Annotated in this window: 19 protein-coding genes and 1 pseudogene; 14 read left to right on the forward strand and 6 right to left on the reverse strand. The window is 47.0% G+C overall.

All coding sequences use genetic code 11. The features are described 5' to 3' along the window. Positions 1 to 26 precede the first annotated feature (26 nt). On the forward strand, positions 27 to 392 hold the full coding sequence (locus LX59_RS07350) for a hypothetical protein (RefSeq protein ID WP_144571200.1): 366 nt from the start codon (positions 27 to 29) through the stop codon (positions 390 to 392). Between the two features lie 147 nt (positions 393 to 539). Here the strand turns inward: LX59_RS07350 and LX59_RS07355 are convergent, their stop codons facing one another. From LX59_RS07355 to LX59_RS07380, 6 genes and pseudogenes are all read right to left on the reverse strand, one after another. Beyond that, positions 540 to 1,316 (reverse strand): TerC family protein, encoded by a 777-nt coding sequence (locus LX59_RS07355; protein WP_144571201.1) that lies wholly within the window; start codon positions 1,314 to 1,316, stop codon positions 540 to 542. A gap of 78 nt (positions 1,317 to 1,394) precedes the next feature. After that, positions 1,395 to 2,699 (reverse strand): CitMHS family transporter, encoded by a 1,305-nt coding sequence (locus LX59_RS07360; protein WP_144571202.1) that lies wholly within the window; start codon positions 2,697 to 2,699, stop codon positions 1,395 to 1,397. Positions 2,700 to 3,107: 408 nt separating this feature from the next. Further along, the gene (locus LX59_RS07365; protein ID WP_144571203.1) at positions 3,108 to 4,361 is read right to left on the reverse strand and encodes an OprD family porin; all 1,254 of its coding nucleotides are present in this window, start codon (positions 4,359 to 4,361) and stop codon (positions 3,108 to 3,110) included. Positions 4,362 to 4,726: 365 nt separating this feature from the next. Next, a pseudogene (locus LX59_RS07370) lies at positions 4,727 to 5,579 on the reverse strand (tripartite tricarboxylate transporter substrate-binding protein); the annotation flags it as partial. A 31-nt stretch (positions 5,580 to 5,610) separates the two neighbouring features. Continuing rightward, a complete protein-coding gene (locus LX59_RS07375; RefSeq protein WP_144571204.1) occupies positions 5,611 to 6,507 on the reverse strand; it encodes a CPBP family intramembrane glutamic endopeptidase in 897 nt (298 codons plus the stop codon). Positions 6,508 to 6,642: 135 nt separating this feature from the next. Beyond that, complete coding sequence (locus tag LX59_RS07380) at positions 6,643 to 7,548, reverse strand: LysR family transcriptional regulator (RefSeq protein WP_144571205.1); 906 nt, start codon at positions 7,546 to 7,548, stop codon at positions 6,643 to 6,645. 241 nt (positions 7,549 to 7,789) lie between these two features. On the opposite strand from LX59_RS07380, the gene LX59_RS07385 reads away from it, so the two are divergent. The 13 genes from LX59_RS07385 (at position 7,790) to LX59_RS07445 (ending at position 19,955) form a co-directional block, all read left to right on the forward strand. Next, a complete protein-coding gene (locus LX59_RS07385) occupies positions 7,790 to 8,131 on the forward strand; it encodes a hypothetical protein (protein WP_144571206.1) in 342 nt (113 codons plus the stop codon). Between the two features lie 14 nt (positions 8,132 to 8,145). After that, positions 8,146 to 8,622 carry an EF-hand domain-containing protein gene (locus tag LX59_RS07390; RefSeq protein ID WP_144571207.1) on the forward strand — a complete coding sequence of 159 codons (477 nt, stop codon included), beginning with the start codon at positions 8,146 to 8,148 and terminating at the stop codon, positions 8,620 to 8,622. Then, positions 8,622 to 9,227, forward strand: coding sequence for a sigma-70 family RNA polymerase sigma factor (locus LX59_RS07395; RefSeq protein ID WP_144571208.1), 606 nt, complete (start codon positions 8,622 to 8,624; stop codon positions 9,225 to 9,227). Before LX59_RS07390 ends, LX59_RS07395 begins: the two co-directional genes overlap by 1 nt. Beyond that, entirely contained in the window at positions 9,196 to 9,615 is a 420-nt protein-coding gene (locus tag LX59_RS07400; RefSeq protein ID WP_144571209.1) for a hypothetical protein, read from the forward strand. Before LX59_RS07395 ends, LX59_RS07400 begins: the two co-directional genes overlap by 32 nt. Next, complete coding sequence (locus LX59_RS07405) at positions 9,612 to 10,064, forward strand: periplasmic heavy metal sensor (RefSeq protein ID WP_144571210.1); 453 nt, start codon at positions 9,612 to 9,614, stop codon at positions 10,062 to 10,064. The genes LX59_RS07400 and LX59_RS07405 overlap by 4 nt, the downstream gene beginning before the upstream one ends. A 33-nt stretch (positions 10,065 to 10,097) precedes the next feature. Beyond that, positions 10,098 to 10,949 carry a sterol desaturase family protein gene (locus tag LX59_RS07410; protein ID WP_144571211.1) on the forward strand — a complete coding sequence of 284 codons (852 nt, stop codon included), beginning with the start codon at positions 10,098 to 10,100 and terminating at the stop codon, positions 10,947 to 10,949. 726 nt (positions 10,950 to 11,675) lie between these two features. Continuing rightward, positions 11,676 to 13,586: a 3-dehydroquinate synthase gene (locus LX59_RS07415; protein ID WP_144571212.1), complete on the forward strand. Its 1,911-nt coding sequence runs from the start codon at positions 11,676 to 11,678 to the stop codon at positions 13,584 to 13,586. Then, positions 13,583 to 14,473: a UbiA family prenyltransferase gene (locus LX59_RS07420; protein ID WP_144571213.1), complete on the forward strand. Its 891-nt coding sequence runs from the start codon at positions 13,583 to 13,585 to the stop codon at positions 14,471 to 14,473. The genes LX59_RS07415 and LX59_RS07420 overlap by 4 nt, the downstream gene beginning before the upstream one ends. After that, positions 14,470 to 15,252: an EboA domain-containing protein gene (locus LX59_RS07425; RefSeq protein WP_170234346.1), complete on the forward strand. Its 783-nt coding sequence runs from the start codon at positions 14,470 to 14,472 to the stop codon at positions 15,250 to 15,252. Before LX59_RS07420 ends, LX59_RS07425 begins: the two co-directional genes overlap by 4 nt. A 21-nt stretch (positions 15,253 to 15,273) precedes the next feature. Next, a complete protein-coding gene (locus LX59_RS07430; protein ID WP_144571214.1) occupies positions 15,274 to 16,158 on the forward strand; it encodes a TatD family hydrolase in 885 nt (294 codons plus the stop codon). Beyond that, positions 16,155 to 17,375 carry a metabolite traffic protein EboE gene (eboE, locus tag LX59_RS07435; RefSeq protein WP_144571215.1) on the forward strand — a complete coding sequence of 407 codons (1,221 nt, stop codon included), beginning with the start codon at positions 16,155 to 16,157 and terminating at the stop codon, positions 17,373 to 17,375. Before LX59_RS07430 ends, eboE begins: the two co-directional genes overlap by 4 nt. A gap of 4 nt (positions 17,376 to 17,379) precedes the next feature. Further along, positions 17,380 to 18,837, forward strand: coding sequence for an alkaline phosphatase family protein (locus LX59_RS07440; protein WP_144571216.1), 1,458 nt, complete (start codon positions 17,380 to 17,382; stop codon positions 18,835 to 18,837). Continuing rightward, positions 18,807 to 19,955 (forward strand): hypothetical protein, encoded by a 1,149-nt coding sequence (locus LX59_RS07445; RefSeq protein WP_144571217.1) that lies wholly within the window; start codon positions 18,807 to 18,809, stop codon positions 19,953 to 19,955. Before LX59_RS07440 ends, LX59_RS07445 begins: the two co-directional genes overlap by 31 nt. Positions 19,956 to 19,962 lie beyond the last annotated feature (7 nt).

Raw genomic sequence — 19,962 nt, forward strand, 5'->3', positions numbered from 1 at the left:
TCTTACAAGCTGCATGGGATTCTATGATGACTGACCTTTTTATCACCGAAGATGAACTTGAAGATCTGTTGGATTACGAACGCCACGAGCACCCCAGCGATGCTTTAGTACGCAAGTTACTAAAAGCTATTGGTCAACAAATAGGATTTACTGAGAAAAGGGCCATCAATGCGTTTAGGGAAGGAGATGCTCTGATAACCGAGTTATTTTGGATCGCGTTTGATCGGGTTTTAGATACTCAAGGTATGCGGGAGACGATTGGTCGGGTCAATCGAGTGAGTTACTGTGCTCCTTGCAATGCCTTTCACCTGTGGTATGACCCTTTAAATTCTAAAGAATCTGATCCTTCCGTGGTTAGCAAGCTGCTTATACCTGCTTTGCGTACTCATTAAGTGTCTCTGCTTGCTAGACTTAATATCTAAAGAATAAGTCTTTGCACGATCCCGAACGGGATATTCAGATAAAACACATTAAAAACCTGACCTAGCATTGCCCGGCAGTATGTCAACCGGGCAATGGGGTTTTAAGCTAAAAACTCACTACTGACCCGGCATGTCTTTACGCAGTTTGACAGGCTCTTCCGGCACTTTTCCTTCGGCCAATTCCTTTTTCTTGCGAGCTGTACGCATACGGATGTTCAGAGCTTCCACCGCCAGCGAGAAGGCCATCGCAAAGTAAACGTAGCCTTTAGGCACATGCACCTCGAAGGCTTCAGCGATCAACACCGTACCCACCACGATCAAGAACGACAGCGCGAGCAGCTTTAAGCTGGGGTGCTTGTCGATAAAGTCGCTGATGGTACCGGCTGCTAACATCATCACCAACACGGCTACGATAATGGCTGCCACCATCACGGGAACATGGGACACCATGCCTACAGCGGTAATCACTGAGTCCAGTGAGAACACGATGTCGATAATGGCGATCTGAATGATGGTGCCGATAAAGTTGCCACCACCCTTAGGATTATTGGTTTCGTCTTCACCTTCCAAGCCGTGGAAAATTTCGGTGCTGCTTTTCCACAGCAGAAACAAACCACCAAAGAACAAAATCAGATCTCGACCGGAAATACCCTGTCCAAAGACATGGAACAGATCCGCTGTCAGACGCATCACCCAAGTGATGGACAGCAACAGCATAATCCGGGTGATCATGGCTAGTGCTAACCCAAATATACGAGTACGCGGCTGCATCTCTTTGGGCATGCGGCTGACCAGAATCGAAATCATGATGATGTTGTCGATTCCTAACACAATTTCCAGTGCAGTCAGGGTAAAAAAGGCAACCCAAATTTCTGGGTTGGTTATCCATTCCATACAAAAGCCTCGGTGATAAAAAGAACACCCACTTTGGGGTGTTCAAACAATAGAACCGTTCTATCTAACGTTTTGGTTTCAGTGTCCAACCAGCGGGAATACGCCTGTCAATAACGCAGCACCCAAAATAAAGAGGCAAATCAGCGTGGCCAGTTTTAAGGCAAAACGCTGTAAATCGCCCAACTCAATTTTAGCCAGCCCAACCAGTAGATAGGTAGAGGGTACCAGTGGACTTAACAGGTGAACTGGCTGCCCAACAATGGAGGCGCGTGCCATTTCCACTGCACTGATGCCATAGTGGGAAGCTGCTTCGGTCAATACCGGGAGAATTCCGTAGTAAAAGGCATCGTTAGACATGAAGAAGGTGAACGGCATACTCACTAGGGCAGTCACCACCGCTAGATAAGGGCCCATCTCTTCAGGGATCACCGCCAGCAAGCTTTTAGACATGGCTTCCACCATGCCGGTACCACTGAGCACTCCGGTAAAAACCCCCGCCGCAAAGATCAATCCCACCACCGCCAGAATATTACCAGCATGGGCAGCAATACGTTCTTTTTGCATCTTCAGACAAGGGTAGTTAATGATCATGGCGATACTGAACGCCAGCATAAACAGTACCGGCAAAGGTAAAACCCCGCCGATCAGAGCCGCCATCAGACATAGGGTTAATAAGCCGTTTACCAAAATCAATTTGGGACGACGAGCTTCAGGATACTGGGATACCGTGACTTCCGTGTGATTTTCTGGGGCATCGTCCAATTGCAGTACGCCTAAACGAGCCCGTTCGCGCAAACCGTAGAACCAAGCCATCCCCAGCAAGGCGATGCAACCAACGGCCATAGCCGGAATCATGGGTACAAATACGTCAGAGGGATCAACGTGCAGGGCACTGGCCGCGCGAGCGGTAGGGCCACCCCAAGGGGTCATGTTCATAATGCCGCCGGCCATGATAATCAATCCCGCCATAATGCGCGGGCTCATACCAATGCGGCTGTATAGGGGCAGCATGGCCGAAACACAGATCATATAGGTAGTAGCTCCGTCACCGTCCAGCGATACGATCAAAGCCAACGCCGCCGTGCCTACGGAAATGCGCAGCGGATCTCCCTTCACCATTTTGAGGATCAAGCGCACTGGGGGATCAAACAAACCTGAGTCAATCATCAGAGCAAAATAAAGAATGGCAAACATCAGCATTACCCCAGTGGGGGCCAGCTTAGTAATGCCACTCATGATCATCGGGCCAAGTTGGCTGGTGAAGCCACTGGCGATACCAAACAGTACGGGGATCACAATCAGCGCAATCAGCGCAGAGAGCCGCTTGGTCATAATCAGGGTCATAAAGGTAATGACCATGGCGAAGCCAAATAGGGTTAGCATGGGCGAAACTCCAAGCAAGGAAATGACTGAAATCCCATCCCCTTAATGAATTATGCAATTCAAAGAAGGACTCAGGTCACAGCAGATTCCTGTTGTATTTATTGTGGGCTAGAAGCTGTCTTGGAAAAGGCAAACTCCATACCGAGCCCATGCTAGCAACGCAAACTTTCAACCAGCTTTCATTGCCGAGTGTATAAAACTTTATTAACTACTCGAAACCAGCCAAGGTTAAACTTTGATTTTTGGATATAGGCCAATTTCTAAAAAATAGATCAACTCAAAGCGACGAAGGTTTGAACGAAATAACTCATTCTTATCGCTATTGAGTTGATCCTAGTCGAGCTAATTAAGGGCTATGCTATAATCTATTCTAACAAATACACCCTATGGGTTTAAAACAAGGCTTTATTAAAATAGCGAAATCGGGTAATTAATAACTACGCGGTTTTCGTTCCAACTGGTGTTAGTCCCCCAATTTGCCCTCTTGGTCGAATTACGCAAACGAATACTTAAATTCTTTAAGGCCCCACTTTGAAAGACATACCTCAGTTCATTTTCACGGCTCCAAGTTTCGCCATTCGTAGCGCCATCTCGGTGAACATTGCGGCCATCAATATAGCGGGTCATAAAATTAAGGCCGGGAATTCCCCAAGCCGCAAAATCATAGTCATGGCGAATTTGCCAAGATTCTTCTTTGGGGTTGTTAAAAGGGCCTGCATACACATCGTTAGGCAGTGGGTCAGCACTGGTACCGTTGACCTGTAGCCAGCGATCTTTCCCTGTGAGTTTTTGATAAGCCCCAGTAAAAGTATGAGCCCCCATTTTTAACGCAAACACACCAAAAAAAGTTTTGTTGTCCAAATCACCAGCGCGGGCATCACCATCTTCCTCCCCGTCAAACAGGCCTAACTTGGAACTTAAAGAAACACCCTGCGCTAAGGGTTGTGTATGGCGAATCTCAAAATAACGCTGCTTATACAGATTTTTTAGCTGGGCAAACCAAGCACTTACCATAGTTCGCCCCTCATTAAAGCTGTATTCTGCGCCACCAAAGTTGAAGCGATCCGAATGGCCACCAGAAATACCATCAATACTCATACGCTGCATGCTGGCATCATTACGAGGGCTAGTTTTATGCATTTGCCCCGCATAGATAGTTAAATCTTTAAATTCTTTTGAGGTGAGCATGCCGCCTCTAAAGGTTTGTGTTAAACCACGACCGTCATCTGAGCTAAGAATGGGCAATATAGGATTCCATTCCCCTCCCTTAAATTCAGTATTTGAGTAACGTGCTTTAAAGGCGATTCCCAAGCGACCAAACTCATCCGCGGGCTTATTACCTCGATGCACGGGTAATAGTTGAGTGCCATAAGTACCTCGACCACCATCTAACTTAATCGACCAAAGTCCTAATATGTCGACCCCAAACCCTATGGGGCCTTCAGTAAAACCTGATTTTAGATTCAAAATAAAACTTTGTGTCCACTCTTCAGCCTTACCTCGGGTGCCTCCGTGGTCATAATCACGACCCAAATAATAGTTGCGTAAATTCAAAGTACCTTTGGCATCGTTAAAAAACTCTGCATGAAGGGTTGCAGAATATATTGAGATTATCAAAGCAGCGCTAAACGCTACCTGATTAGGTTGTAGCTTAGGGAGCATTGAGGGGGTTCCTAAACAGCATGAAGAAAAAAATGCGCTGCTCGCTCCATAAAAAAGAGACGAACTTTCTGCGTTCTGATCACAAGCTGTTTAGGGTTTAAGTGAAGCGGATACGAATACTCATAGAAGTGTCGACCTCAAAGACTTTATTGTTTTTATAGGTATGCCTTTTGGCAAAACCGGGATTATGGGTCGTGGCTTAAAACAAGAGGAGCGCCACTAAACCAAGCCTAATAAAAGAAGCTTTCATTAGGCTTTCATTGAGGTACAAAGACTAAAAGCTTGAAATGAATTGGACTAAAAACCAAGCCGCCTCAATAAATTCACGCTATAAACTGTTAAACAACGCCCGCTTAACTGGCTTTTTACTGGATAAGACCAAAGTCTTTAGCGATGGCTTGATAACGAACAACTTCCCGACGAATATGGGCTTGTAGCTCAGGCCCTGTTATGGCGAGAGGAAAAAGCCTGTGCTGATCACGCAATATTGCGAAGTTTTCAGAGGCTAGGAGTTGGTCGAAGCTATCCTTCCACCACGCATAATCGCTGTCACTGGCTTTTGGGCCTAGGTAATAGCCTCGAATAACTGGCCAAGTGGTGTCTACCCTTGTTCTCTGGCTGTAGGAATGGAAGCCATACTCGGTTTATCCAAGCGCTCAGCCAATACCGCCAAAATTCGAATTCCTCCACTCTGTAAATGGGGCATAGAGTCGGAAATATCGGTACTGGCTACCTGAATATGGCCACTGAGCAAGGCTGTGGTGGTGGCTCCGCCACCCTCCAAAGCCACGTAGTGCAGCTTATGGGGATCAACCCCAATGGCTTTGGCCAAGAGTGCGGTCTATATCCAGTCTTGTCTTGGCTACCGATAGCGCCGCTTAAGCCAATAACAACAGGAGCCGGATTGGCTTTAAGGGCGGCTACCAAATCGGAGAGGGATCGGTAAGGCGAATCTGCGCGCACGGCAATAGCACCGTAACTGGCACCTACAGCGGCTAACCACTGTACCGCAGTCTCATCAAAACGGCTGAATTTCCCCAAAGCCAAACTCAACAGAGAACCCGTTGAGAAGGCAATTAATGTCCCTGCTTCCGTCGGACGTTGGGTCACTACTGTATTATAAGCCATTGCGCCCACACCACCGGGTATATAGCCGATGTGCAGCGGGGTTGAAAGTAACTGACCTTCAGCTAAAGCATTTCAGGCCAGCTTGCAGGTATAGCTTCTGAGTGGTTTTAATCACCTAGGCTTAAGAAGTCGTTTGGGCGTTGGAGGGATTAGACGTGCAAACCGCTTTAGGTTGGGTTAGCACCCAATAAGCAACGGAAAGCATGGCAATCCAAATAGCAGCCAGCCAACCGATGGTTCCGTCATAGTCTCCGACTAAAAACGCTAAAGAGGCGGTTTCATTATGGTCGGTGATTTTGCGGCCCAGCATGATGACGGCAACCCAGCCCGCATGTACCCCGATGCACCAACCAATATGTCCCGTGCGCTCACGCACTAAGCTTAAAAAGATCCCCACAAAAAATAGGGCCACTAAAGAATCTAGGTGCTCCCATTGGAAGAGGTGGCCCAAGGCGTAAACTACGGTCCACCAAGCTCCAGATAGGTCGTACTCCATGCCTTCTGGAAGCGGCTTGGGATCAATGAAATGCACAATGGAATACAGCAGGGCACTCCAAAATAGGGTAGCAACCAACGTATTGGTGCGGCGCATCGCGGTATGCAGGGCTCCACGGAAAATGGTTTCCTCTAAGAAGCTCACCAAAAATCCGCCAATGATTCCGTGCATCAACTTACCCAAAATACTAAGCCAAGCAGGCGGATTCGGATCAGGAATACGAACTTCCAGTACCATGAGGACTATCAATAATGCCGAGAGAATAGCCACTCCAATCAACCAACCTAAACCCAGTGAGCGGCGAAACTCCGAACCGGATACACCGTAACCAATGGCTGATCGCTGTGCTATCTGCAACAGTCGTAAAAAAGGCCAAGCGCCCAGCAAAATAAGTAACTGAGCCAAACGCCCCATCAAACGATGAGGCTCAAGCTCAAACCAAGTATTTAAAGGAATAGCTAGCAAAGCGGCACAGGTAAAACAGGCAAGCAAATAGGCAAAAAATAAAAGGGCAATGCGCATAAGAGGTATGACCTTAAAGTAGTTCCGTTCTTTAATTAGGATTTATCCAGTGTAATGGTTTCACTATATGCAGCTAAAACGGTAGAAAAATATTGTGTTGAGATAAAAACGAAGGGATTTCTCCTTTTAGCTTCTCTATGCAACCAGCGTTGGCAGACTCAAGGATGAGGCCACTTGATCTTTAAATAAATCAACCGCCCCTTGAAGGTTGCCTAAAAAACGAGGTTGTAACAACCAAAGGTCAATCACAGGTTTAAAGTCGCGTAGCTGCACAACCGATAGCCGTTCCCTATGCATGCTGCGTTTGAGTAAGGGTTCTGGAACTAATCCTAAACCCACACCCTGAGCTACCAAGCTCAGTTGCAGCTCAATGCCAAAGGTTTCCAAATTGACCCGCAACTCCAAGCCTTGCTCCAGCAAAGTACGGTGCAGGCTAGCTCGAAAACCGCAGCCGTCTGGATTCAAAATCCAACCCTGTCGGTAATAATCCATCAATTTGCCGGTACGTTTAAAAGCCATGTCTTGGGCACAGACCACCAGTAAGTTCATACTGCCCAGTGCCTCACCCAGTACTCCTTCGGGAAAGACTTTTCCCGCAGGGAATAAGGCTGTGGCGGCATCTAATTCCCCTTTTTCCAGTTTTCCCATCAAGTTACTGCCCCAACCTGTTACCACTTGGGTTTGTAGGTCAGGATAGACCTGCTTGAGTTGTTCAAAAGTATTGGGTAGCAGTACGTCGCCCAATGTTTGAGGAATGCCTAAACGCAAGGAACCGCTTGGTGGGGTATCACGGGCGACTAACTCGCGCAGATTATCCATCTCACGCACAATGGCGCGGCATTGCTCGTAAACACGCAAACCAATAGCCGTGGGTTTGAGGGGTTTGGTGTTGCGGTCTAATAATTCAACGCCTAAATCCTGTTCTAAATTTTGGATACGCCGTGTAATCGCAGGTTGAGTCAGTTGCAGGGATTCAGCGGCGTGGATGATGGACTGGCAGCGAACTGCCGACATAAAGGCTGCAATGTCGTCAAGCTTCATTCGCTATTCACATAAAAGGCTAAGGATAAAATGTCTAAAAATGATAATGACTATGGAGGGGTTCGAATAGTGCAAATTTGATGGCTGTATCTGGCTGGGTCTAAAATCTGCCGTTGTAAGCGGGGATGGTGGAGCCGACTTCACTGCAAAGTATTTCAACAAAGTGCGCAGGATTTTTAGCCATGCTGTGTTTAAAGAATAGCAGTCAGTGATTGCTCTTTCTCCCACACAGGACAAATCCATGAACAAGCACCTTCTTATTTTGCCAGTACTCTGCCTGTACGCTTCCGTGACTCTTGCTGCTACGGATACTCAACCTAAGAGCATTTTTTTGGCGCAAAGCACGCAGCCTGAAGGGGATGGCACTCGAGTGGATGACCGCACTGAGCGGCGTATTGAACGTAGAACAGCCATGCAAAATGCCACACCGGAAGAGCGTGCGGCCCGACGTGAAGAACGCCGAGCTAAAGCGGCGGAGGCTGCTGAGCATATTCGCAGTACAGAAGGAGGTGCTCGACGCATAGAACGCCGTCAAGAGCGACAGGACATTCGCCAACAAACCCGCAGTCAGCATAGTAACTAATTAGGGTTTAACGGATGCGTACCTATACTCGTTGTTTGATGCTGAGCCTGAGTCTTTTAGGTGCAGGCACGGCTTTGGCTGCCGCTCCAGATGGGCAACGCCTATTTGAACATCTGGATAAAGACGGAAACCAATATTTAGACCGCCAAGAATTGGAGCAAGCCAGTGCTAAGCGTTTCCAACGCTTGGATCAAAACAATGATGGCCACATCAGTAGGGCGGAGGTAGAGCAGGCCAAAGCGCGCCTTCGGGAACGCTTGGATGCACAAAACAATTTGGATACACAAAACAATAGGGGTCAAGGTCGTTTATTTCAGCATCTGGACACCAACCAAGACCAACAAATAAGCCGCGATGAGCTTAAGGTTGGTACTGAGCGACTGATGCAAACCCTTGATAAAGATGGCGATGGGCGTATCAGTCGTGAGGAGGCGCGGACTCAATTTGAGCAGCTTAGGGCACAGTTTCAGCCTCAAGCCTCTGAACACTGATGAAGCTGCTCAATCGACTCTTTTCCCGCAGCAGTGACGAAGCTTTAGTTGCTGCTGTGGCTCAGGGAGATGAGCAAGCCTTTTCGCGCTTGGTAGAACGCTATGGCCCCAAGGTATTGGGCTTGGCTCAGCGCATTGTGACTTCCAGAGCCGATGCTGAAGACATTACTCAGGAGGTTTTTACCAAGGCTTGGCAAGAAGCTGCGCAATGGCGAACTGGAAAAGCCGCCTATACGACTTGGCTGTACCGAGTCACCCTAAATTTGAGTCTGAATTGGAAACAACGAGTACATCAGCGTTTTGAGCCCTTAGATCCCCACGAGCCTTGGTTAGCTTGCCCTTATCCCGATGCAGAACAGCAATTGCTCTGGACACAAGCGACCCAAGCGCTGCAACAGGCGCTCAGCATCTTGCCTGAATCGCAACAGATGGCCATCCAACTGCGCTACGGCAGCGGGCTGTCGGTGGCCGAAATTGCTGATTTGATGGAAGTCACGCCGAAAGCCGTGGAGTCCTTATTGGTTCGGGCCCGTCAGGGGCTTCGTCAACATTTAGTTTCTTGGGAGCAACTCCATGTCATCAGCCCGAATGATGCGCTACCTTAAACACTACGGTACCGATTTACACTTATGGCCTTGGCCGACGGCGCTGTGGGCGCGTATTACCCTGCGTCGTTCACCGGAAGCACAACAGCTATGGCAGAGAGTCCATCAGCAAGAGCGACTATTGCAACAGCATCTTTGCCCTAAGCGGCTGCCAGAGACCCTGCAACAGCGCTTGAGGCGTATTCCTCAAACTTACCCTAAAACGCATAAAAATCAGACGCTAAGGCCCATCTGGTTGCCTTTAGGCATGACCTTAGCTTGCACCTGCACAGGAGTTGCAGTCAGTGCTGGACTATGGTCTGCGCCTAGCGATCTCGATACCACATACCTTGCCAACCTTTCTTGGGTGGTTCTAGACTTGATCTTACATCCGGAGGCAGTGTTATGAGTCGTAGTCTCATCATACTCAGCCTTTCACTGTGCTTAAATGGATTGCTGATTGGCTTATTTATTGGACAGAAATTGCACTCTGAGCAGCCTCAGTATGCCGATCGGCCATTGTTACAGATGATCCGCAATTTACCGCCTGAAATGCGTGCCCCTCTGCGCCAAGCTTTAATAGAACGTAGGCCTGAGCTGCAACAGGCGATTGGGGAAAGTCGCCAAGCCCTGCTACAGATACAACAACTAGCCCGTCAGCCTGATGTGCAAGAAGCACAACTACGCCAAGCTTTTGAGCAGTTGCATACCGGGCTTGAGCATCTACAGCAGCCTTTGTATCAGGCGATTATTCAAAGCCTGATGGCGACCCCCGCAGCAGTACGGCAAAATTGGCGCACTCCGTTAGCACCGCGCTCCAATCCACTGCCTGTAGAACCTTTCTTTGAAGCTGATTGAGCGTGCCGATTATTAGGTCGCAAGGACATTGAGATGGACACCGTGTTTTCGAGCCCATTACCACTGGGTTTTTTAGGCCCTACTTCGGGACTAGTGTTTTTAGTGCTTGCAGGATGTGCGTTGCTGGAGGGCGCAGTCTGGAGCTATCGTACTCCGGGAAGCTACGACTGGCGAGCCAGTACAGCATCTTTAGCCGATGCTTTGATTCGCAGAGGTTTGGATTTAGCCTTGAGTTTATCCCTTACTACCCACTTGTTTTTGTTGGCCCATCAATACCGCCTTCAAAGTATCGAAATGTCAGGTTTTTGGGCGTTTGTGCTGCTGTTTGTGGGGCAAGAATTTTGTTATTACTGGTTTCATCGGGCTTCACACCGTACCCGTTGGTTTTGGGCCAGTCATTTAGTGCATCACTCGCCGAACCAGTTGAGTTTGGCTACTGCCATGCGCTTAGGTTGGACAGGAAAGTTGGCGGGAACAGGATTGTTTTTTACTCCGTTAGTTTGGATCGGTTTTCCTATTCAAGCGGTCGCAGCGGCTATTGCCCTCAATCTTTTGTACCAATTTTGGATTCATGCGCCTTGGATACCTAAATTAGGTCCCTTGGAGTGGGTACTGAATACGCCAACGCATCACAAAGTGCACCACGGTAGCAATCCAGAGTATTTAGATGCTAACTACGGTGGGGTGCTGATTATTTTTGACCGGCTGTTTGGCAGCTTTTGTGAGCATCGTGAGGATATTCCAATCCGTTATGGTTTAACAGAACCTCTGTATAGTCATAACCCCATATATATTGCTTTACATGGTTGGGTTGAACTCTGGAAGGCTCAACAGCCTATCCGAGGGACTGGTGCGAAATTGCGGTTTTTATTAAGTCCACCTTGAGGCTTGATGGCTATCTCTACTTCACTAATAGGCTGATTTTGTTCAGAAACTATTGGAGACAATCAATTCGTTGACATCCTTCCTGCCCTGAAGGATAAGGACTTCCATAACTGGATGGTCATGCCCGACCGCGAGAATATTCTTGGTTGTGTTCACATCGCAATTATGCGTGACACCACAGGCTTCTCTTAAATCAACTCCAATTTGATCCATGCCTTGAGGCTCTGTGTAAGCACCAAGCGTAGTGTGCCGACTCATTCAGCTAAGGTCAGCGCTGTGTCCTTATTCTTAGATGTTTAATGCTCGCTAAATATATTATTGTGTATAGATTAAGCTGATAATTTAAACTACTTTATAGTGTTAATTTTGCTACGATTTTATTTATAAAGCCGTATCGAAAACCAGATCAAAATAAACTACTGTAAAAATTTAATTTATTGAGCGGTTCAGAGTTACCTTGGTGTTTAGTCTGCCGCTAAAAACATAGTTTTAATATTTTAAATAAAAATTTAATCGAAGATTATTGAGCAAACTAATTATAAATACCTAATGCTGCAATCTGTAGTACCGCAATAAAAATAAGGGTTCTAATAATTGAGATCAAAAACCCTAAGGTGAAGCAAAACCCTATTGCTTATTCAGAAAAATTGAGGGAATATTGCTTGGGAGTTTGTTACAGATGCAGTAACGATACGGAATTCAACTCAAAGATAAGAAGGAAGGTTGATGAAACGTAGCCCGTGGCGTCAAGCCTCATTATGTGAGGGGCTGATAGGCAGCCTCTGGTCATCCTTAGCGCTGTTTTCAGCACTGCTCATCCTTAGCTTTTTTTTGTTTGACCAGCAAATCCAGCAGCTAATCACCCATCTAAACCTATCCTCTACTACTTCTGAACCCTTTCAAAAGCTGTTGTTGGCCTTTTTATTAATCGCACTGCTGGCGTTAGATGTTATTTTACCGGTTCCCTCCAGCATGGTAGCACTGCTTGCTGTTGCTTCGTTTGGCGGTTTAGGAGGTTACTTACTGGTTTTTACAGGGCTTTGCCTAGGTGCAAATCTTGGATATTGGTTGGGTGCGGGCTATTTCCGACTTCTATCTAACTGGCTCAGTATTAAAGAATGGCAACAGGCAGGACGACTAGGAAAGCAATTAAGTACAATTTCTTTAATCTGTTTACGAGGTGTACCTGTATTAGCGGAAGCTTCCGTACTAGCTGCCGGAATGCAGCATTTTCCCCCAAAAAAATTCTTGTTAGTAACCAGCTTGGCTAATGCTGGTGTAGCTTTAGTCTACAGTGCCTTAGGGTCGTTTATTCAAGAGGATGATGTATTATTTTTAGCTGTTATAGCAGCTATTGTTTTACCCATTATATTTATGGGTGGAGCTCATCTATTAAAAATCTTAAAGTTGAGTTATCAAAAACAAGCAACTCGATACTCATCAGAGTTACTTGAAGGGCGTTTTGAGATCAGTTACTACTATCCAATAGTATTCACTGAACATATATTTGATCCAGTAAACCCCTGTTTATACCAACAGCTAGCCCAACCTCTTGTTGAGTCGCCAATAAAAATATTGTCCTTTATTGATACAGGATTATTACAGTCTGCTCCTGAGCTGAAATACCAAATTTACCTATACTTTAATAGTCATGCTTCAACACTTCATTTATTAGCCGATCCTATCCCCGTACCTGCTGGGGAATTGAGTAAAACACCGGAAGTATTGCAACAACTCTATGCTCAAATGTTAGATCACGGATTAGATCGACATTGTTATGTGTTGGCTATAGGCGGCGGGGCTGTATTAGATGCCGTAGGCTATGCCTGCGCTACCTTCCACCGAGGCGTTCGTCTTATCCGAATACCTACGACTGTACTAGCGCAAAATGACGCGGGCATTGGTGTCAAAAACGGAATTAATGCCTTTGGGTACAAAAATTTATTAGGGGCTTTTTATCCCGCCAATGCGGTCATTAACGATTTTCAACTGTTATCTAGCTTGCCACGACGTGATCAAATTGCCGGACTAGCTGAAGCGGTAAAAGTGGCAGTAATTAAAGACCAAGTATTTTTCCAATGGTTGGAACAGCACGCGGATGCCCTTGCCGCTTTTGAGCATGAGGCCAGTCGCTATGCCATTCGACGGTGCGCAGAGCTACATTTAGAGCATATTACACGGACGGGAGGCGACCCTTTTGAGCGTGGTAATGGCCGTCCGTTAGATTATGGCCATTGGGCGGCTCACAAATTAGAAAGCTTAGGTCAACACCGACTCCGTCATGGAGAGGCTGTTGCCGTTGGGATGGCACTAGATGCGGTCTATTCCTCCCTGTCTGGCCTACTGCCTAAGGCTGATGCGGAACGCTTATTACGACTGTTGCTTAAGCTTGGTTTTTGCTTATCTCCGCCCGAATTAAGCCTAAGAGATCCACAGGGAGGTTTACAGGTGCTACAAGGATTAGAAGACTTCCGCCAACACTTGGGGGGGCAGCTTTCTATTCCGATGCTGCATCAAATAGGTACGTCAGTTAGCGTACACCACATTGAGCGGTCATTAATGGAGCAGGCCCTACTGCAACTTTCAATGAATGCCGCCAGCGATTTCTCCTTGCTAACAGAGCAGTATGCAAAATGATTAACGCACATCCGAAGCTACAAACATGGATGACGTTAGGGCGTATTTCCAATCTGCCCACTGTGTGGACTAATACCTTTGCCGCATTATTACTGACCAGTAGTACTACCGCATTACCTATACCCTCTTCTGCCGCCTTGATACTCCTTTTAACCTTAGTATCACTGCTGTATTTAGCAGGCATGCTATTGAATGATTTCATTGACAGTGACTGGGATCAGCAACACCAAAATCCTCGTCCTATTATCTTGGGTTTAGTAAGTCGTCGGCAGGTTGGTTTGGCCATTGGTATATTGTTGTCACTGGCTCTGGCTGTACTGTTATACCTAAGTCAGCTTTTGGATCAGCCTCAATGGGTACTGAGTTTTAGCCTAGTCTTAATAGGGCTAATTTTTGCCTATAACTTGGGCCACAAAAAATATACCCACAGTGTTTGGCTGATGGGAGGTTGTCGTTCAGCGGTATATCTAACAGCTGCGTCGAGTTTAGCTGCTCCTCCTGAATTACTTTGGCTATGTGCAGTATTACTGGGTACTTATATCAGCGGCCTCACTTATTTGGCGCGGCAAGAACATCGTAATCAAATACTGAGCTATGCACCGATGCTCCTTATGTTAAGCCCAATATTATTGATAATCTACGCCGACAGTATTTGGTTTTGGTTGGTGTTATCTTTATGGTTAGGTTGGCTAGGATGGAATTATTGGCACTACTTAGCCTGTTCAACTACACGCCAAGTACGCACTTTTATTGGTGCAGGTCTTGCCGCTTTACCCTTATTTGATGCATTAGTACTGACCCTTGCCCATCAGCCATTGGGCAGTTTGCTATGTGTTCTTGTGTTCTACTCATTGCCTTATCTTCAGCGCTGGGTCAAGCCAACATGAACCTAGAGAATTCATTAGAAATAAAGCATCAAGCTTTGATCGACCTTCAAGAATACTTTATTAAGCATCTTGAACATGCTCTCTTACCTTGGTGGCAGCAGGCTTTAGATCAGATTCAGCAGACTCCTGATATACATAAGGTGATGCAGTTAAGCAGTCAGTGTAAACGCTATTTTAATGATGATCCTACTCTATCGTTATACAATAACCTTGTTTGGAGCCCGCTTAGATTAGCGCGACTGTTGTTATTAACCCAAGCATTGATACAACAGCCTGTTGATACTCAACAAACATTTCTGCACCAAGCCTTTGCATGGGTGGATGATCAAGAAAAGATTTCCATTTTAAAAGTAATAAATTGGCTTGATAACAGCGGCTGTTGTTTAGATTTAGTGCAACAAGCAGGTCGTACCAGTAATAGTCAACTATTTGCAGCCATTGCATTAAATAACGCCTATCCTATGCACCATTATACTGAGCGAGCTTTTCATCAACTCATATTGAAAGCACTGAGTATGAGCCTTGAGATTCAGCATATGGTGGGATTAGCTGAACATCGTGGCCCCGTTCTTAATCAACTAGCTTTGGAGTTACTCGAAGAACAGCTCGCGGCTGATCGAGCAATATCTGATGATCTTATTCATCTTGTAGCCTTTTCCTTATTGACTTCAGCACAGCGTAAGTATCTGGAAGATCTTTGTTTGCAACGACGCCTAGCCCCCATTTGGCAGGATCACCTTGTTAAGGTACGAGGTTCTGAGCGTCTTATCGTGTCCTAAAATAACGGCCAAGGATGTACTATGCCGAAATACTTTGATCCCCATATCCACATGCTCTGCCGTACCACGGATGATTACCAAAACATGGCGGCCGCCGGGATTTTGGGTGTTATTGAACCCGCTTTCTGGCAAGGACAGGCTAGAACCTGCGTGGGTAGTTTCGTGGATTATTTTGATACCTTACTTGGCTGGGAGCGTTTCCGGGCCAGTATGTTTGGCATACATCATTTCAGTGCCATAGGGCTTAATCCTAAGGAAGCCAACAGTCCCTCCATCGCAGCGGAAGTACTGGATATTTTACCGCGCTATTTAGGAAGGGATGGCGTCGTGGCGGTAGGGGAGATTGGATACGATGACATCACCCCTGAGGAGGATTTGTTTTTAGCACGCCAATTAGAGCTCGCTAAACAATTCAATCTTCCCGTTTTAATACATACTCCCCACCGTGACAAAATTGGGGGAACTAAGCGCACTTTAGCAGTGATCAGAGAAGTAGGTATCGCCGAACACATGGTGATTATTGATCACCTCAATGAAGTGACGCTGCCCCTCGTCCTAGAGAGCGACTGTTGGCGTGGGCACTCTGTGTATCCCAATACCAAAATGTCAGAACAGCGGATGGTAGCGCTGTTGCAAGAGTACGGTACTGAAAAAATGGTGGTAAACAGTGCCGCCGATTGGGGAATCAGCGATCCGCTTAAGGTGCCCAAAACAGGGCAGGCCATGCGGGATGCGGGTTTTACCGATGCTCAGGTCGAACAGGTACTGTTTCATAATGCGGTAGATTTTTTCGCTCAAAGTGGGCAGATGGATAAGCAGATCGTCAGTACCCCCTTAGCCATTGATCAACGCCGCCAATGGCAGAATAATTCTGCCCTGCGCGGTCAGGAGCCGGTCGTCGAATGAGCACTTATATGGGATGGAACCCAGCTCAAATCAGCTATTGCGGCAATGTACATCCCGCTAACCATTTGGCTGATTTTTGCGCTTCGATTGAGCACTTTTTTCAAGGAGTGCGCCAACAACGAGACCTCAATACGCAGGATAGTGGCTTATGGATTAGTGCTCAATCGGCTGCTGAACTGCAAGAACGCTCTGCTCGCGCCCATTTTTTGCACCTGTTGCAGCGCACGGGAGTGCGTTTAACTTCTCTTAACGGTTTTCCCTATGGTTCTTTCCACAAAACAGCGGTAAAGGCGGAAGTTTATTCGCCTGATTGGTCTGACCCGAGGCGTTTAGAATACAGTCTGCAACTGGCGCATATTTTAGCGGAAGCCTTACCGCAGGATTGTACCCAAGGAGTCATTTCTACTGTCCCTCTAGGATATGCAGCCTATTGGACAGGGGAGCGGCAACAACAAGCAGAGACTTTGTTACGCCAATTGACTCAGTCTTTGGCAGAGCTACATCAACAGACCGGCAAAAAAATTGTATTTTGTCTGGAAATGGAGCCAGATTGCGTACTGGAAAATACCACCCAAAGCATCGCCTTCTTCCAGCATTGGCAAGCTTTAGATCCACACCATGAATATTTAGCCCTGTGCTTTGATGTGTGCCACCAAGCGGTGGTTTTTGAGCATTGCTATCAATCCTTAGAGCGGCTGAGGCAGGCTCAAGTACCCATTGGCAAGATTCAACTCTCTAACGCTTTGATTTGTCGTTTGCCTGATCGCACCTCGGCTCAAGAACAGGTTCTCCAAACCTTAGAGCGCTTTGCAGAACCTGTATATCTGCACCAAGTGAGAGCTCAAGCTACTCAAGAGCAGCAGTTGGCTTGGTTGGATCTTCCTGATGCTCTGTGCTCATCCAATGAAATACTGTTGAGCTGTGCCGAATTAAGGATTCATTTCCATATACCGCTCTTTAGTGAGCAACTGCTAGTGCCAGAACTCAGTAGCAGTCAAGAAGCCCTATTCCATACGTTCGATTATTTGGCCGATCACCCTGAGTTCAGGCCTGTTCTGGAAGTGGAAACTTACAGTTGGAACGTTCTCCCCCCTCAAGTACGCCCGGACTCTGACCGAGCCTTAATTAAGGGCATCGCGGCAGAACTACAATGGGTTGAAGAGCAATTGTTACAGCGGGGTTTATTACGCCCTTGCGAATCAAGGCTAGAGGTGTAACGCCATGCACCCCACAAGCCGAAAGCCACTTCTTTTAATCAATGTGGTGGGATTAACGCCGGCCTTATTGGGAGAAGCAACACCCCGTATTAATGCTTTTCGGCAACGAGGGCAGATGGCTGAACTACAGCCCTCTTTCCCTGCGGTTACGACTACGGTACAGGCTTCAATGCTCACGGGATTGCCCCCCTCAGGGCACGGCATTGTGGGCAATGGATGGTACTTTCGTGATCAAGCGGAGATCCGCTTTTGGCAACAGTCGAATGCCCTGATTCAGGGAGAAAAAGTATGGCAAAGCCTGAAGCGTTACATACCTGATTTCCGTTGTAGCCAATTGTTCTGGTGGTACAACATGTATGCGGATGTAAATGCTTCCATCACCCCGCGTCCGCATTATCCCGCCGATGGGCGCAAGGTGTTTGGCCTATATTCGCATCCCGCTTCATTGCATGAAGCTATTGAACAGCACGTTGGCCCATTCCCGTTCCAGAACTTCTGGGGGCCTGCGTCCGATATTGGTTCCAGTCGTTGGATTGTTGATTGTGCCATCATCGAGTTCCAATTAAATCGCCCGGATTTACAGTTGGTCTATCTGCCCCATTTGGATTATGGATTGCAACGCCTTGGCCCTGAGCATCCTTCTGTCACAGACGAGTTGCGGGCCATTGATAAAGAAGTAGGGCGTTTATTGGATTTTGCTCAGCAACAGCAGGCCGCTGTGATGCTGGTATCTGAGTACGGCATTGAACCCGTGCAGCAGTCTGTCTCGATTAACCGAATCTTGCGCGCTGAAGGCTTATTAAAAGTGCGCAATTCCTTGAGTTGGGAATTACTTGATCCTGGCGCCAGTGATGCTTTTGCGGTGGCCGATCATCAGGTGGCCCATGTGTATCTGAAACGAGATCAGGATTTGGCGCGGGTTAAATCATTATTACAGCGTCAAACGGGCATTGAACTCGTACTGGATAAAACTGAACAACAAGCATGGCAGCTCAATCATCCACGCAGCGGCGATTTAGTGGCTGTAGCAGAGTCAGGTTATTGGTTCGATTACTACTATTGGTTTGATGACCGTAAAGCGCCCGATTTTGCGCGGACGGTCGATATTCATCGCAAGCCGGGTTATGACCCACTGGAACTTTTTATTGATCCGGCGATTCGTTTTCCCAAATTAAAAGTGGCTCGTCGCCTACTTCAAAAGAAGCTTGGGCTTCGTTACTACATGGATCTTATTCCATTAGATACCCGCATGGTGCGTGGTAGTCATGGACGCTTACCCAGTACCGGCCAGACAGGCCCGTTGCTCATTACCGATTGTGACCTAAGGTTATCGAACTGTCTGCCCGTTACCGCCGTAAAACAGTTGCTCCTACAGCATTTTTTGGAGCCTCTGCGTTGTAACAAAAACAAAGCCAAGGATAAGGAGATTTCATGCACCGAGTCATCCCCGCTGCACTGCTGAGTGTTTTAGCCAGTGCTGTTCAAGCCCAAACCTCATCTGATTTTAACTGTAATAACTTCTTTCGCTATGGAGATAACCCGGAAGCAATAAACCAAGCTTTTCTGAAAGATCCCGAGGCGATGGCGTGGAATTGGTTTGTATGTTTAAACCAATCTGCAACATCACAAAGCCTTGCGCGTGTGTGGGAGCAACTAAAACCCACCGATCAAGTATTTTTGGCGGATGGCGATAAACCTCTTCCCTATGACCAGCGTGAGCCTACGCCCCTTGCGGTTATAAAGCAGGCTACTGCCTTAGGTATGGATCCCAATCAGATATTCCATAATTTGGACAGTACCCAGCAAGTGGATGGCTTGATTTTGGAAATGGGCAATCAAGTACCAGCCGCGCAAAAAGGTCAACCGGTGCGTTTTCAACTGTTAATGGGCCAAGATACCTTCGATTACATCTTAGATAAGGGTGTTTATAACGCTAATGGCCAAGCGGCATTAACTTCGAGTCTGTCATTTCCTGCCAGTGCTTGGGAGCTTAAAACCTCTTGGATTTGGATAGGAACAGATGAAAACTTTAAAGCTCAGTTAGAAAAAGATGGCTATTACATCACACAGGCTTACTACTTACAAAACGGTAGCCAGTACCAAGTAGGTTATGCTGCTTTAAGTGGTATGCATGTGATTAATAAACTCACACCTGATTGGGTCTGGATGACGTTCGAGAACCGTAGTAACAGTAAATACACGGTCACCAATGCAATTCCACCCGCACCTATGACTAATACCACAGGCCCAACACCAGCAGCTCAACAAGCTAATACTAACTTTCAGGCTAGTTATCCCAGCCTGAGTCAGTACGAGCTTATTGGTGTGCAATATACTGCGGGGGGAGCACCTAAATTATTGGCTAACTCGCAGTTAGAGTCTGCATTCCAGAGTCAATCCTCTTGTTTAGCCTGCCACGGTACGGCGGCTTATTCGGCGCAAAAAGGTTACTTTAGTTTTGCGCTGCCTGAGCAGGATGGCATCGTCTATCCTACAGAGCCTTTACCAGACTCGGCTTTCGTTGGATACAACAAATTGGACTTTGTCTGGTCGTTAAAACGCGCCCAGTGGAAACGTTAAGGAGAAC

The organism is Azomonas agilis, assembly GCF_007830255.1.
GTDB classification, from domain to species: domain Bacteria; phylum Pseudomonadota; class Gammaproteobacteria; order Pseudomonadales; family Pseudomonadaceae; genus Azomonas; species Azomonas agilis.